This window comes from Acinetobacter sp. ANC 3832 (assembly GCF_002135415.1).
In the GTDB taxonomy this organism is placed as follows: domain Bacteria; phylum Pseudomonadota; class Gammaproteobacteria; order Pseudomonadales; family Moraxellaceae; genus Acinetobacter.
This window is the reverse complement of record NZ_NEGJ01000008.1, coordinates 12819-27255: the sequence shown is the minus strand read 5'-3', so window position 1 is coordinate 27255 and position 14437 is coordinate 12819. Positions and strand designations below refer to the sequence as shown.

The 14437-nt window shown below is 36.8% G+C and carries 15 protein-coding genes; 13 read left to right on the top strand and 2 right to left on the bottom strand.

Annotated features, from left to right (window positions below):
- The first annotated feature begins 124 nt into the window (after positions 1-124).
- From B9T35_RS18670 to B9T35_RS11615, 3 genes are read left to right on the top strand one after another with little or no spacing between them, the layout of a single operon-like run.
- On the top strand, positions 125-265 hold the full coding sequence (locus B9T35_RS18670; protein WP_228147143.1) for a hypothetical protein: 141 nt from the start codon (positions 125-127) through the stop codon (positions 263-265).
- Positions 238-438 (top strand): metal-dependent hydrolase, encoded by a 201-nt coding sequence (locus B9T35_RS18780; protein ID WP_265733448.1) that lies wholly within the window; start codon positions 238-240, stop codon positions 436-438. The genes B9T35_RS18670 and B9T35_RS18780 overlap by 28 nt, the downstream gene beginning before the upstream one ends.
- Positions 401-880: a metal-dependent hydrolase gene (locus B9T35_RS11615; RefSeq protein WP_171264272.1), complete on the top strand. Its 480-nt coding sequence runs from the start codon at positions 401-403 to the stop codon at positions 878-880. Before B9T35_RS18780 ends, B9T35_RS11615 begins: the two co-directional genes overlap by 38 nt.
- Before the next feature lie 128 nt (positions 881-1008).
- On the opposite strand, the gene B9T35_RS11610 is transcribed toward B9T35_RS11615, so the two are convergent.
- The gene (locus B9T35_RS11610) at positions 1009-2445 is read right to left on the bottom strand and encodes a spinster family MFS transporter (protein ID WP_416202440.1); all 1437 of its coding nucleotides are present in this window, start codon (positions 2443-2445) and stop codon (positions 1009-1011) included.
- A 191-nt stretch (positions 2446-2636) separates the two neighbouring features.
- Complete coding sequence (paaZ, locus tag B9T35_RS11605; RefSeq protein ID WP_086191274.1) at positions 2637-4751, bottom strand: phenylacetic acid degradation bifunctional protein PaaZ; 2115 nt, start codon at positions 4749-4751, stop codon at positions 2637-2639.
- 262 nt (positions 4752-5013) lie between these two features.
- Here paaZ and paaA point away from each other — a divergent pair, with 262 nt between their 5' ends.
- The 10 genes from paaA to paaK are packed head-to-tail and all read left to right on the top strand — an operon-like array spanning position 5014 to position 14422.
- Complete coding sequence (paaA, locus tag B9T35_RS11600; RefSeq protein WP_086191273.1) at positions 5014-5952, top strand: 1,2-phenylacetyl-CoA epoxidase subunit PaaA; 939 nt, start codon at positions 5014-5016, stop codon at positions 5950-5952.
- Positions 5953-5985: 33 nt separating this feature from the next.
- A complete protein-coding gene (gene paaB, locus B9T35_RS11595) occupies positions 5986-6276 on the top strand; it encodes a 1,2-phenylacetyl-CoA epoxidase subunit PaaB (RefSeq protein ID WP_086191272.1) in 291 nt (96 codons plus the stop codon).
- An 11-nt stretch (positions 6277-6287) separates the two neighbouring features.
- Positions 6288-7043 (top strand): 1,2-phenylacetyl-CoA epoxidase subunit PaaC, encoded by a 756-nt coding sequence (gene paaC, locus B9T35_RS11590; RefSeq protein ID WP_086191271.1) that lies wholly within the window; start codon positions 6288-6290, stop codon positions 7041-7043.
- Positions 7044-7082: 39 nt separating this feature from the next.
- Positions 7083-7583: a 1,2-phenylacetyl-CoA epoxidase subunit PaaD gene (paaD, locus tag B9T35_RS11585; RefSeq protein WP_086191270.1), complete on the top strand. Its 501-nt coding sequence runs from the start codon at positions 7083-7085 to the stop codon at positions 7581-7583.
- A 57-nt stretch (positions 7584-7640) separates the two neighbouring features.
- Positions 7641-8699: a 2Fe-2S iron-sulfur cluster-binding protein gene (locus B9T35_RS11580; protein ID WP_086191269.1), complete on the top strand. Its 1059-nt coding sequence runs from the start codon at positions 7641-7643 to the stop codon at positions 8697-8699.
- Between the two features lie 24 nt (positions 8700-8723).
- Positions 8724-9494: an enoyl-CoA hydratase-related protein gene (locus B9T35_RS11575; RefSeq protein ID WP_086191268.1), complete on the top strand. Its 771-nt coding sequence runs from the start codon at positions 8724-8726 to the stop codon at positions 9492-9494.
- Positions 9494-10285 carry a 2-(1,2-epoxy-1,2-dihydrophenyl)acetyl-CoA isomerase PaaG gene (paaG, locus tag B9T35_RS11570; RefSeq protein WP_086191267.1) on the top strand — a complete coding sequence of 264 codons (792 nt, stop codon included), beginning with the start codon at positions 9494-9496 and terminating at the stop codon, positions 10283-10285. Before B9T35_RS11575 ends, paaG begins: the two co-directional genes overlap by 1 nt.
- A gap of 2 nt (positions 10286-10287) precedes the next feature.
- Complete coding sequence (locus B9T35_RS11565; RefSeq protein WP_086191266.1) at positions 10288-11847, top strand: 3-hydroxyacyl-CoA dehydrogenase; 1560 nt, start codon at positions 10288-10290, stop codon at positions 11845-11847.
- A gap of 12 nt (positions 11848-11859) precedes the next feature.
- Entirely contained in the window at positions 11860-13071 is a 1212-nt protein-coding gene (gene pcaF, locus B9T35_RS11560) for a 3-oxoadipyl-CoA thiolase (protein ID WP_086191265.1), read from the top strand.
- Between the two features lie 58 nt (positions 13072-13129).
- Complete coding sequence (paaK, locus tag B9T35_RS11555) at positions 13130-14422, top strand: phenylacetate--CoA ligase PaaK (protein ID WP_086191264.1); 1293 nt, start codon at positions 13130-13132, stop codon at positions 14420-14422.
- Positions 14423-14437 lie beyond the last annotated feature (15 nt).

Below are 14437 nucleotides of genomic sequence, written 5' to 3'. Positions count from 1 at the left end.
TACAAGAGGAAATAAAAAGGCTTTATGTAAGCATAAATCATTCAAAGAGGTGCTATTAACAGTTAATAGAGCAGTAAGATAAGTTGCGGTTGAACATTAAATGATATGTACCTTGAGCATGACAATGAATAATAAAATTACACCACGCAAATTCAATATGCCTGAACCACTGGAATTGCCTTTGTATTGGTATCAAGAAAATCCTTTACTGACCAGTTTTTTACAGCACTTTCGACCATATTACCTGATGGTGAAAAGTTCATGATTGATACTTTACGTGAAGCCAGAGATCATGTGCAAAATACAGAATTAAAAATAGACATTACAGGATTTATTGGGCAAGAAGCACATCATAGCCTTGCACATCGTATTGTGAATAAAACAGGGCTTGATCATCAGATTGATATTCCTGCGATGGAAAAAGATTTTAGGGAATGAGTACTTAAGTCTCTATCAAGGTTCACTTTCGGAACGATTGGCTTATGGTGCTGTAATAAAGCATTTCACGACAATCGTTGGTGAATACGTACTTTCAAATCCAGATTCATTAACAGATATGCCAGAAGTGATGCATGCCTTTATTCTGTGGCATGCCATTGAAGAATTAGAACATAAATCTGGGGTTTTCGATGCTTTTTTAGAAGTTTCGAAAGGAGATTTAGCACTGCGCCGTCAGGCATTCATGAAAGCATTTTGTGTTCTGATGAGTTGTTTACTTGAATATCAAAAGCAGTTTTTAAAGCAAGCAAATTATCAACCGACTTGGTCAGTAAGACGGAATGCATTCCGTTATTTTTTTGGATTGAACGGACTATTTTCTTCTAATATGAAAATGGTTTTTGACTATTTAAAAGCAGATTTCCATCCTACTCAACATTAACAAGCACATTTCATTGTGGATTGGTAGGATAGGTATCCTGTGGTGGTGAAATATTTGAGTTAGTCCTTTATTGAAATCCATCTCAAGCTAGAGAGTTAAAAGTCTACTAGCTTGAGATGGATTTTGGATTAAACAGCTTGTTCTTTTTCTATGCTTTCACGATAGTAAGCACAGCCTTTATACAATAAGAATAGACCTATTACACCTGCGACAGCATTAACAATAGAAATAGAGTTTCCAACCATCACTGTATTTTGAAAATACTTATCTGTAATAAGTGCTACAGCTGTTGTACCTACTCCTAAAGCGATCAAATTAGAAATAAGTAAAAACTTAGCTGAAACTTGGGCACGAAGTTGGTTAGGTGTTAGCATTTGAGTTGCAGCTGCGGAGGCTGGAATTGGAAATGTTGAAAAAAACATTGCAACAAAAATTAATGCAAAAGAAAGTTGCATATTATCTACTTGGGTAAATAATACACTTGGTATAATGAGTGCTCCACAACCAATCATACCTGCACGAATTGCTGCATCGCTATATCCTTTTTTAGAAAAAAAGTCGATTAACCAACCACAGAATAGAGCACCAGAGGTATTGGCGACTAAAATAATAATACCGAGAATATAACCAGTTTGACTTGCATCTAAGCCAAAGTTACGCATATAAAATGCAGGTGCCCATCCTAAGAGTGAGTACAGCATCATCGTGTAAAATGAAAAACCAATGAAATGGCAGAAGAAAGTTTTTTTATGTACTTTAATAAATGCTAAAGAGTTTTTAAAAGAGGCTTCAATTACTTGACCATCTTTGCCAACTTTTAAACCTTTACGTTCCGGTTCACGTACAGTTAATACCATAAGTAATGCAAGGAATACACCTGGTAAACCTACAATCATGAAAGTGAGTTGCCAAGTCTTGATTTCGCCAATGATTGGTAATACTACGAAATTCACATCTTTTAGCAAACCAATGACATAGCCTCCAATTAAAAAAGCCAGTCCAGATCCAATAAAAGCACCAATTGCAAAAACACCTAATGCTCGCCCTAATTTTTCTTTTGGAAATAAATCAGCAACAATTGAGTAAAAAGCAGGTGATAATGCCGCTTCACCAGCACCTACACCTAAACGTGCTAGAAACATTTGAATAAAATTTTTACTCAATCCGCAAACTGCTGTAGCAAAACTCCAAAAAGCAACTCCGATTGCAATAATTTTAATACGTGATTTTTTATCTGCCAAAATTGCAATCGGTATCCCCATAAAGGCGTAAAACAAAGAAAAAGCAAGTCCTTGTAATAAACTGAATTGGACATCGCTTAGCATTAAGTCATGTTTAATGGGTTCAATCATCAATGATAAAATTTGACGATCAACAAATGACAGAATGTAGGCCAGCATACAAATTACAACGACGTACCATTGGTAGGCATTTCCACCAGAACTCTTTTGAGTTGTTTCTGAAGATATACTTGTTTGTTCACTAGTATTTACATCTTCAATTTTTTTTACTTTTGATTGAATATTCCCTTCAATCGCTTCTATTTCTAGAGTTTTGTCATTCATCATGCAACTTCCTGTGCTGATATTATGTGAAAATTAATTGATACTTAAATTTAATTATTTTATTTATTTTATATCATTATTATTAATGTATGATTTGCTTCCAACTTAGTCAACATAATTTAAATAAAAGATATGAATATAATTTTAAAAATAAAAAAAGGAATCATAATGATTCCTTTTTTTATTTTCTATTAAATGGACCTTTCCACAAGCGTTAGAATGTCATACGTAGCAACCAACTCTTTACGTTGATTTTTAACTTTAATATCCCATACAACAACACCATGCGGTTTTTGGGTTGTGTCACGTAAAAGTTTAGGTGTTTTTTGTTTGCAGGTCAGTTCAACTTGAATAGTGTCACCGATTTTAACAGGTTCAACAAAACGGAGGTTATCCATACCATAATTTGCGATAACAGGACCTTCTGCCGCATCAACAAATAAACCAGCCGCTGCAGATACAATGAAATAACCATGGGCAACACGGTCACCGAAGAGAGATTCTGTGGCAGAAATTTTATCCATATGTGCATAAAAATGATCACCACTTAAACAAGCAAAATTCACGATATCTGCTTCTGTTACTGTGCGACGAGCAGTGAGTAGGCGTTCACCTACACGTAGTTCATCAAATGACTTTTTAAATGGATGCACACGATCTTCAAATACTTTTGAACCTACTGTCCAACTGTGCCCAACTTGTGTCATTGCATTTGGTGAACCTTGAATTGCAGTTCGTTGCATATAGTGTTTAACTGCACGTAAACCTCCCAGTTCCTCACCTCCACCTGCACGACCTGGACCACCATGTACAAGATGTGGTAATGGAGATCCATGGCCTGTACTTTCTTTAGCACTCTCTGCATCTAAAATATGTACACGACCATGCCATGGAGAAATTTTAGCAACGAGCTGTTCAATATTGTTATCTATATTACGAACGATTGATGCTACAAGGCTTCCTTCACCACGCGCAACTAAATCAGAGAGTTCCGCTAAGTTCTGATAAGGCATAAGGGTAACGACTGGGCCAAAAGCTTCAATTTCATGAACACTTTTAACGTCATTCGGTTGCATACAGAGTAAAACTGTTGGTGGGTAAAATGCACCTTTTTCTGGGTGTTGGGTTTGAACATTAAAATCTTGACGAAGGTGACTACCAAATATAACTTGAGCATCTTGTTGAAGTAATTCAACTTTAGCTGTCACATCAAGTTTTTGCTTAATACTCGCCAAGGCACCCATTGTGACACCTTCAAGCTCTGGATCACCAATAACAACTTTTTTTAGTTTTTCAATTAAGCGTGTTTGTACTATTTCTATTAACGCTATTGGAACAAATGCACGACGAATTGCAGTACATTTTTGTCCTGCTTTAGTCGTGATTTCACGAAATACTTCACGAACAAATAGATCAATTGTTTCATCATTGGCTTGTTCAGTTAAAATGGCACTGTTGACTGAATCGGCTTCCATTGTAAATGGAATAGAGAATTGATTTAGATGCGGGTGTGCACGTAATTTTTGCCCCGTTGAAGCTGAACCTGTGAAAGTTACAGTATCCTGAGGTGTTAAGTGATCAAATAAATCATAAATTTGACCACAGATAAGCTGTAAAGAGCCTTCAGGTAAAAAACCACTCGCCAAAATATCTTTGACAACTGCCAAAGTTAATTCAGCACCTTCCGTTGCAGGTTTAACAATACATGGAACACCTGCTAACAATGTTGGCGCAATCTTTTCTAGCATGCCCCAAATAGGGAAATTAAAGGCATCAATATGAACAGCAACACCAGACTTTGCAGTTAAAATATGTTTTGCACCAAATGTTCCATTTTTAGAGAGTGGAATCCAAGCATCCTCTACTAACGCAGTTTCATCACTCAGCTCTCTACGAACTAAACTTGAATATGCAAATAAAGTTCCTATACCACCTTCCACATCAACCCACGCATCTTTACGAGTACAACCTGTGGCTTTTGCTAGCGCGTAATAATTTTCTTTTCGCTCTAGTAAATACTCTGCAACTTGTTTCAAGGCATTCGCACGTTGATGAAAAGTCCATGTTGCGATAGCAGAACCTTTTTGCTTTGCAAAATCGATAACAGCTTTGGTATTCATACCTTGGCTACTGACTTGATAAATCACTTCACCAGAAATTGCATGGTAAACAGAACGGAAATCTTTGTAGGCTATATATTCTTGTCCATAAACCAATGAGCAAAGTGATTTAACAGATTGATCTTTAAGGGAAGATATCATATCTGACTGATCAATTTCGGTTGAGTTGCCATTTAACTCTAACATTGTATAACTCCTTTTATGATACAAATTAAATTAAATTTAAATTTTTATGTTTCATAATTTGTGACTAAAACAGTTAAATGTCAATCATAAAAATGAATAAATTAAATTTATAAAAATAATTTAAAATTAAATAATATTTATAAACATATACTTATGTGTTTAATTGTTTTTTTATTTAAATGATACCTAAAAATAATATTGATTTTAATTTTCGTATCGTTTTAAATTAAATGTATCAACACTTGGGATGAGTGAAGGAAAAATGAATAATCAACAAACATTTGATCAGAACATAGAAAAAGATATCTCAATTGAGCCAAAGGACTGGATGCCAGATGCTTATCGAAAAACATTGATTCGGCAAATTGGGCAACATGCACATTCCGAAGTCGTTGGAATGCTTCCAGAAGGTAACTGGATCACGCGTGCTCCATCGTTAAAGCGTAAAGCAGTACTTATGGCAAAAGTCCAAGATGAAGCTGGACATGCACTTTATTTATATAGTGCTGCTGAAACATTAGGTGCTGACCGTGATGACATGATGGATAAGCTAATTGCCGGACGTATGAAATACTCTTCAATTTTTAACTATCCAACACTCACTTGGGCAGATGTTGCAGCTATAGGCTGGTTAGTTGATGGCGCTGCAATTGTGAACCAAGTTGCTCTTTGTCGTACTTCCTATGGTCCTTATGCACGTGCGATGGTTCGTATTTGTAAAGAAGAAAGCTTCCACCAGCGCCAAGGTTTTGAAGCCATGATGGTATTAGCAAATGGAACAGCTGAGCAAAAACAAATGGCTCAAGATGCTGTAAACCGTTTTTGGTGGCCTGCACTGATGATGTTTGGTCCAAATGACGATCACTCTCCAAATAGTGCGCAAAGTATGCAATGGAAAGTTAAACTTTTTAGTAATGATGCTTTACGTCAAAAATTTGTCGATAACACTGTGTCACAAGTGTTGCAGTTGGGTTTAACTGTACCTGATGCAGATTTAAAATTGAATGAAGAAACAGGGCAGTACACATTTGGCGAGGTGAATTGGGAAGAGTTTTTTGCTGTTGTCTCAGGTAAAGGCCCTTGTAACCATGAAAGAATAGAAGCACGTCGTAAAGCTTGGGAAGGTGGTGAGTGGGTACGTACTTCTGCTGCGGTTTATGCAAAAAAACAGCAATACCTACAAGCACAAAAAGTGGCTTAAACAGTTTAATCAAATTTCAAAGGAAGTATTGTCATGGACAACAAAAATAATTGGTCTTTATATGAAGTTTTTGTGCGTAGTAAACAAGGTTTAAGTCACCGCCATGTAGGTAGTTTGCGTGCATCAGATGATGAAATTGCATTGCAAAATGCACGTGATGTTTATACCCGTCGAAATGAAGGAATTAGTATTTGGGTGATTAAGTCGGAATTAATTAGATCTTCACAGCCTGAAGAAAAAGCAGAATTTTTCGAACCATCGTTAGATAAGGTTTATCGTCATCCAACCTTTTATAACATACCAAATGGCATTGAGCACATGTAGGGGGAAAGATGATGAATAATCAAGTATTAGCACAGTTCATTTTACATGTCGGTGATAGCCAATTAATTTTGTCACATCGCTTAGCGGAATGGTGTGGACATGCACCTGAGTTGGAATTGGATATCGCAGTCGCAAATATTGGTTTGGACTTATTAGGTCAAGCTCGAACAGCATTAAGTTTAGCGGGTGAAATTGAAGGTTTAGGTCGTGACGAAGATAAACTCGCCTATTTTCGTACTGAACGTGAATATAGAAATTTATTATTATGTGAGCAGCCCAATGGGGATTTTGCTCAAACGATAGTACGTCAATGGTTAATGGATCATTATCATGCTTTGTTATTTACTGCTTTAAGTCAAAGTAGCTATCCAAATCTTGCTGCATTTGCAATTAAGTCACTTAAAGAAGTGAAATATCATTTACGCTTTTCAACTGCATGGATGGAGCGTCTAAGTTTAGGTTCAGAAGAAGCACATGAAAAAACTCAAAATGGTTTAAATAATTTATGGCGTTTTACTGAGGAATTATTTGCTTTAACTGTAGATGAAAAACAGTTAATTGACACATGTGTTATTCCAGATATTGAAAAACTAAAGCAGCAATGGATGGATAGTGTTCAACTAGATTTAGCTCGCTTTGAATTAGCCATTCCTAAAACAGGATCATATCGTAGTGGAGCAAAACAGGGTTTGCATACTGAACATTTAGGCTATGTTCTAGCTGAATTGCAATATATACAACGTTCTTATCCCAATATGACTTGGTAATAGTGATATCAATAATTTGTATTACAGGGAGTGTGTTATATGAATTTAATTCGACACGTAGAAGATGAATGTTGGAGTGTATTAGCGCACGTATCAGATCCTGAAATTCCAGTGTTATCAGTGATTGATTTGGGTATGATTCGTGGTGTTGAACTGAATTTACAAGATGAAATAGTGGTACGACTCACGCCTACCTATAGCGGTTGTCCAGCCACGGATTTATTAAAAACTGAAATTACTCAAGCTTTTGAAGAAAAAGGCTTAATACCAGTCAAAGTCGTAATTGATCTTTCAGAAGCATGGACGACAGATTGGATGAGTGAAGCTGGAAAGAAAAAGTTACAGCAATATGGTATTGCGCCACCACAAGGTGAGTCACACAGTTGCGGTACGCATGTAGCTTTGACAGATGGAATCGAATGTCCACGCTGCCATAGCCCAAATACTAAACTATTAAGCGAATTTAGTTCTACAGCATGTAAAGCTTTATATCAATGTAGAGACTGCTTAGAACCATTTGACTATTTTAAGTGTATTTAGTTTGAAATAGCTGCAGAAAAGTTATTGAAATAGTCAAAACGAAAGAGGGATTTTCACATGAGTCAATTTGTACCACTCACGATTAAAACAATTCAGCCACAAACTGAAAATGCTATTTGTATTTCATTTGATATTAGACCTGAACAATTTAATGTTTTTCAATATCAACCAGGACAGCATCTTACGATTCGTCATTCGGGTCATGATGGTGAGATTCGTCGTTGTTATTCAATTTGCAGTGATATTCAGGAAGATATGAGTATTGCTATTAAAAAAATTGATCAAGGGCAGTTTTCAACATGGGCAAATGAACACTTAAAAGTGGGAGATGTACTTGAAGTCATGCCTCCACAAGGTGTATTTTTTCAAAAAGCTGCCAAATCCATTGGAACAAACTACCTAGGTTTTGCAGCTGGAAGTGGCATTACGCCAATTTTATCCATTGTAAAATCAGTATTGAATCGTCAGGCTCAGTCAAACTTTACTTTGGTTTATGGTAATCGTTCATGGAAACAAACCATGTTTTCAGAACAAATCATGGATTTAAAAGATCGTTTTAAAGAACGTTTACAATTGATCAATATTTTTTCACGTGAATTTAATGACAGTGAAATTTTTAATGGTCGTATTGATGCTGATAAATTAGAACAATTGTTTCAAGCTCATTTAATTCAGTCTGATACAGATCATTGTTTTGCTTGTGGTCCAGAAGAAATGATGGAGGCAGTAGAAAGCGTACTGCCAACTTTTGGAATTGAACGTAGTAAAATTCATACCGAGCGTTTTAATACAGGCTCAGCACCAAAAGCATCAGCACAACAAATTGAAAAACGAAGTGAAGAAAAGGTCAATATTGTTCTTGATGGTCGTGAACTAATTGTAGAGGTTTCTAAACAAGATGACAGTATTTTAGATGCTGCATTACGTGCAGGCGCAGATTTACCTTATGCCTGTAAGGGTGGTGTTTGTGCAACATGTAAATGTAAGGTACTTGAAGGTCAAGTCGAAATGGCACTGAATTATAGTCTAGAGCCAGAAGAAATTGAAAAAGGCTATGTGTTGAGTTGTCAAGCTCGACCAATTACTCCAAATGTCCGCTTAAGTTTTGATGAGTAAAGCTGTAGGAAAAGGAGTTTTGGAATGCAATATATTAAAAGTAGCTCACCACAAATAGGGGTGATCCTGATTGAACTTAATCGACCAGAAAAGCGCAATGCGTTAAACAATGCAATATTGAAAGAAATCGCAGAATATTTGCAATATTTAGATGCGGATATTTTAGTAAAAGTGGTCGTAATTACAGGAAATACTCAATGTTTTGCAGCAGGTGCTGATTTAAATGAACTAGCACAGCATGATGTGATCAGTATTCAGCAAGATCAACGTCCCTTGTTGTGGAAAAGTATTGATGAGTTTTCTAAGCCTTTGATCATGGCTGTTAACGGTTATGCATTTGGTGCTGGTTTTGAATTGGCCTTACATGGTGACATTATTTTAACTGGTGATAATGCACAGTTCGCTTTACCTGAAATTGGTTTAGGCATGTTACCTGGTGCAGGTGGGACACAGCGTTTAGCTCGTTTGGTGGGTCAGCAATTAACCATGCGCTGGGCGATGCTGGGTGAAAAAATTTCATCTGCAACTGCGTTACAACATGGTATTAGTAGTCAAATTTGCCCGACAGCTTTAACCGTTCAATATGCTGTTGAATTAGCAACTAAAATTTCAAAACAAGCACCACTCGCCATTCGTGTCATTAAGCAATCTTTAAAATCTATTCATGAAATAACTTTAAGCCAAGGCTTAAAACTAGAGCGCCAGCATTTTGTTTGGCTTGCAGCAACACAGGATCGTAAAGAAGGCATTAACGCCTTTTTAGAAAAAAGAAAACCAGAATTTAGAGGTGTGTAATGGATTATCAAACAATCATTGTAGAAGAAAAAGATGCCGTTGGTTATCTAACCTTTAATCGACCTAAACAACTAAATAGCTTTAATGAGACTATGCATTTAGAGGTTTCAAGTGTAATGAAAGCATGGGCAAAAAATAGCAATATACGTACAGTTGTTATTTCTGCTGAAGGTCGAGGTTTCTGCGCAGGTCAAGACCTAAATGATCGTGTGGTTGATCCAAATGCAGACTCACCTGATCTCGGTTTATCTATTGATAAATACTATAACCCATTGATTAAGCTCATCACTGAAATGCCAAAACCTGTTATTTGTGCAGTAAATGGCGTCGCAGCAGGCGCAGGTGCAAACATAGCATTAGCTTGTGACATTGTCATTGCAGCAAAGTCTGCTTCATTTATTCAAGCATTTTGTCGATTAGGCTTGGTACCAGATTCAGGTGGGACTTGGTTTTTACCACGTTTAGTAGGTCGTGCTCAAGCAATGGGATTGGCCTTACTTGGAGATAAAATTCCAGCAGAACAGGCTGTACAGCTTGGTATGATTTGGCAAGTTGTTGAAGATGAAATGTTAAAAGCCGAGTCGATAAAAATGGCTGAACATCTGGCTAAACAACCAACGTATGGTTTATCTCTGATTAAAAAAGCGATTCATGCTGCGGCTCATAATAATTTAGATGATCAATTACTTTTAGAACGTGATTTTCAACGTCTTGCAGGTCGTTCAAATGATTATCGTGAAGGTGTTCAAGCATTTATGCAAAAACGTACACCTGAATATAAAGGGTGCTAAAAATGGAACATACCAACTTACAGCAGGCTAAAAAAGTTGCTGTGATTGGCGCAGGTACCATGGGAATTGGTATTGCCCAATTAGCAGCGATGCATGGTCATCAAACTTATATCTTTGATGTCGATATGTCAAAATCACAGATAGCTGTCGAACAACTTAAAACTCAACTTAAAAAAAGAGTAAGTATTGGAAAAATGACACAGGAGTTGTTTGATCTTACTTTTTTAAACTTAAGGATTGCACAAGATATTCAGCAATTAGCAGATGCAAATTTAATTATTGAAGCGATTCTTGAGAAAAAAGAAATCAAGCAAAATTTATTTAAACAATTGGCTACTATTTGTGCTGAAACAACTGTTTTTGCATCCAATACTTCATCTATTTCAATTACAGCAATTGCTTCAGAAATTCCAAATCCTGAGCGAGTCGTTGGTTTACATTTTTTTAATCCAGCACCTGTAATGAAATTGGTTGAAATTATTCGTGGTTTAAAAACATCTCATGTGATTGCAAAAGATTTATTTGCATTGATGGAGGCATGGAATAAAGTACCTGTAACAGCTAAATCAACTCCTGGTTTTATTGCGAACCGCGTTGCGCGCCCCTATTATGCAGAAGCCTTTCGTGCTTTACAGGAAAATGTCACTACTCCTGAACAGCTTGATTTTATTATGCGTGAGTGTGGTGGCTTTGCGATGGGACCATGTGAGCTTACAGATCTAATTGGGCAAGACATTAATTTTTCAGTAACGCAAAGTGTTTATCAAGAATTTTTCTATGAACCACGTTATCGTCCTTCACTCATTCAAAAAGAATTAGTTGATGCAGGCTGTTTAGGTCGTAAATCTCACCTTGGTTTTTATGACTATAGCCAAGCAGAACGTATGCCTAAATATAATTTACCTGCCATTTATACAAAATCTACGCATAAATTAAAAGTTATTGTGAAGGGTGAATGGTTACACGCTAAAGCATTTATTCAACGCATAATGGCATCGTCAAATTGTGAAATCTGCTTTAATGATTCCTCATTCAATGAAATTGTACTGGGTGATGTATCACTACGTTTATCACTGGGTGAGTCAGTGGATATTGATTATGCCAATGAGAAAATTGTACTTATGGATTGGCATACAGATTGGACAAAAGCAAAAGCAATTCCAGTTGTAGCATCGGCTACTTGTACAGAAAATGATATCAGTAGCATCAATCAATTTTTTGCTGAAATAAATATGATACCAATTTGGACAAAAGATCATGCTGGTCTTTATGTAATACGAACAATATCGATGTTAGTTAATGAAGCATGCGAAGCTGTATTGCATGATGTTGCATCTGAACAAGATATTGATTCAGCAATGAAATATGGTGTTAATTACCCGTATGGACCATTTGATTGGGCTGTTAAAATAGGATATAACAATATTTTATTAATTTTAAAAAATATGTATCGTATTTATGGTGAGGAAAGATATAGACCAAGCTTATATTTAAGTAAGAAAGTCGCTTTAACGCAGGTGCAACAAAGTCAAAAAATGCAACCTTTATGCGTCGCTGGTTAAGGAAGAAATAACATGGAACAAGTTTTTATTTTTGATGCAATACGCACTCCAATTGGTCGCTATGCAGGTGGTTTAAGTAGTATTCGTACAGATGACTTGGCTGCTTTACCGATTCAGTATCTTAAAAACCAGCATCCAAATTTGCCTTGGGCAGAACTCGATGAAGTCATTTTAGGTTGTGCCAATCAAGCAGGTGAAGATAACCGAAATGTGGCTCGTATGGCTTCATTATTGGCAGGTATACCTGATTCTGTATCTGCGATTACAGTTAATCGCTTATGTGCATCAGGTTTAGATGCAGTGGGTTTAGCTGCACGTTCTATTAAATCAGGTGAAGCACAGTTTGTGCTGGCTGGTGGTGTAGAATCTATGAGCCGTGCGCCCTTTGTTCAATCTAAGCCAACAACGGCTTTTAGTCGAAGTCCTGAAATTTTTGATAGTACAATTGGTTGGCGTTTTATTAACCCAAAGTTTAAAGCTAGCTTCGGTGTAGATAGCATGCCTGAAACGGCAGAAAATGTGGCAGAAAAGTATCAAATTAGCCGTGTAGATCAAGACCTTTTTGCATATCGTAGTCAGCAAAAAACTGCTGTTGCACAACAAAATGGAATATTTGCAGAAGAAATTTTATCTATAGAAATCAAAGATCGTAAAAAAAATACGATTATGATCACGCATGATGAACATCCACGTGCAGATACAACTTTAGATGTACTTACTGCTTTAAAAGCTCCTTTTCGGAAGGAAGGTGGCTCTGTTACTGCAGGCAATGCTTCAGGTGTGAATGATGGGGCGGCATGTGTACTTTTAGGTAATCAGCAATTTTTAGATCGTTATGATTTGAAGCCGTTAGTTAAAGTGATTGCTCTTGCTAGTGCAGGTGTTGAAGCGAAGTATATGGGGATTGGTCCTGTACCCGCGGTTCAAAAAGTTTTAAAACTAACAGGATTAACTTTAGAACAGATAGATGTTATTGAGTTAAATGAGGCTTTCGCTGCGCAATCATTAGCAGTTATACGTGAACTTGGTTTAAGGGATGATGATACTCGGGTCAATCCAAATGGTGGAGCAATTGCTTTAGGTCATCCACTTGGAATGAGTGGTACACGTTTAGTCATCACAGCTATGAAAGAGTTAAAACGTCGCAAAGGAAAATATGCGCTTTGTACCATGTGTGTAGGCGTAGGGCAGGGTGTCGCACTTATTTTAGAAAATATGGATTAAGGAAAAATCCATTAAGTGAATTCAATGTAGCTAGGATAGCTACGCAAGGAGTAAGAATATGAATAACAATGTTATGGAAGAAATTGAAACAGCTTCAATTGATGAATTGCGCAATGTTCAATTAGAGCGCATGAAAAAAACATTACATCATGCTTATCAAAATAGTTCTGTTTATAAACAAAAATTTGATGAAGCAGGTGTACATCCTGATGACCTAAAATCTTTAGATGATTTAGCTAAATTTCCATTTACGACAAAGAAAGATTTACGTGATAACTATCCTTTTGGCATGTTTGCGGTACCTCAAGAGCAGATTGTTCGTGTACATGCATCGTCTGGTACAACGGGTCAACCAACAGTCGTTGGCTATACTCAGAATGATATCAATACATGGTCAGATGTTATGGCGCGCTCATTGCGTGCAGCTGGTTTGAGTAGTAAGGATACGATACAAGTATCATATGGTTATGGATTATTTACAGGTGGTTTAGGTGCACATTATGGTGTTGAGCGTTTAGGTGCAACAGTCATCCCAATGTCGGGTGGGCAAACAGATCGTCAAGCTCAACTGATTCATGACTTTAAACCAAGTGCAATCATGGTTACCCCATCTTATTGCTTGAATATTATTGAAGCTTTAGAGAAAAAATTTGGTACAGCAAAAGATTGTTCAATAAAAACTGGGGTATTTGGTGCAGAACCATGGACCAATGAAATGCGTAAAGAGATTGAAGATCGCTTAGGAATTAATGCACTTGATATTTATGGTCTCTCTGAAGTCATGGGTCCTGGTGTAGCAATGGAGTGTTTAGAAAGTAAAGATGGACCAACGATTTGGGAAGATCATTTTTATCCAGAGATTATTCATCCTGAAACAGGTGAAGTATTACCAGATGGTGAATTAGGTGAATTAGTCTTCACAACAATTACCAAAGAAGGTATGCCAGTAATCCGTTATCGCACGCGTGATTTAACACGTTTATTACCAGGTACAGCACGTACTATGCGTCGTATGGATAAAATTGTGGGTCGTAGTGATGATATGATGATTATTCGTGGTGTAAATGTATTCCCATCACAAATTGAAGAGCAAATTTTACATATTCCACAATTAATTCCGAATTATCAGATCCATATTTGTAAAAATGGTCATCTAGATACATTGCATATTCGTGCTGAAATGCGTAATGATGTCGGCGATATTATGGCACATCAGTTAGCAGTCCAATTAAAGACGCTGATTAAAACGATGGTGGGTATTACAGTGAGCGTTGAAATTTTATCTGAAGGTACTTTGCCACGTTCGGAAGGTAAAGCTCAGCGAGTATTTGATATTCGCCAATCGGCATAAAGTTCACAAGATGAT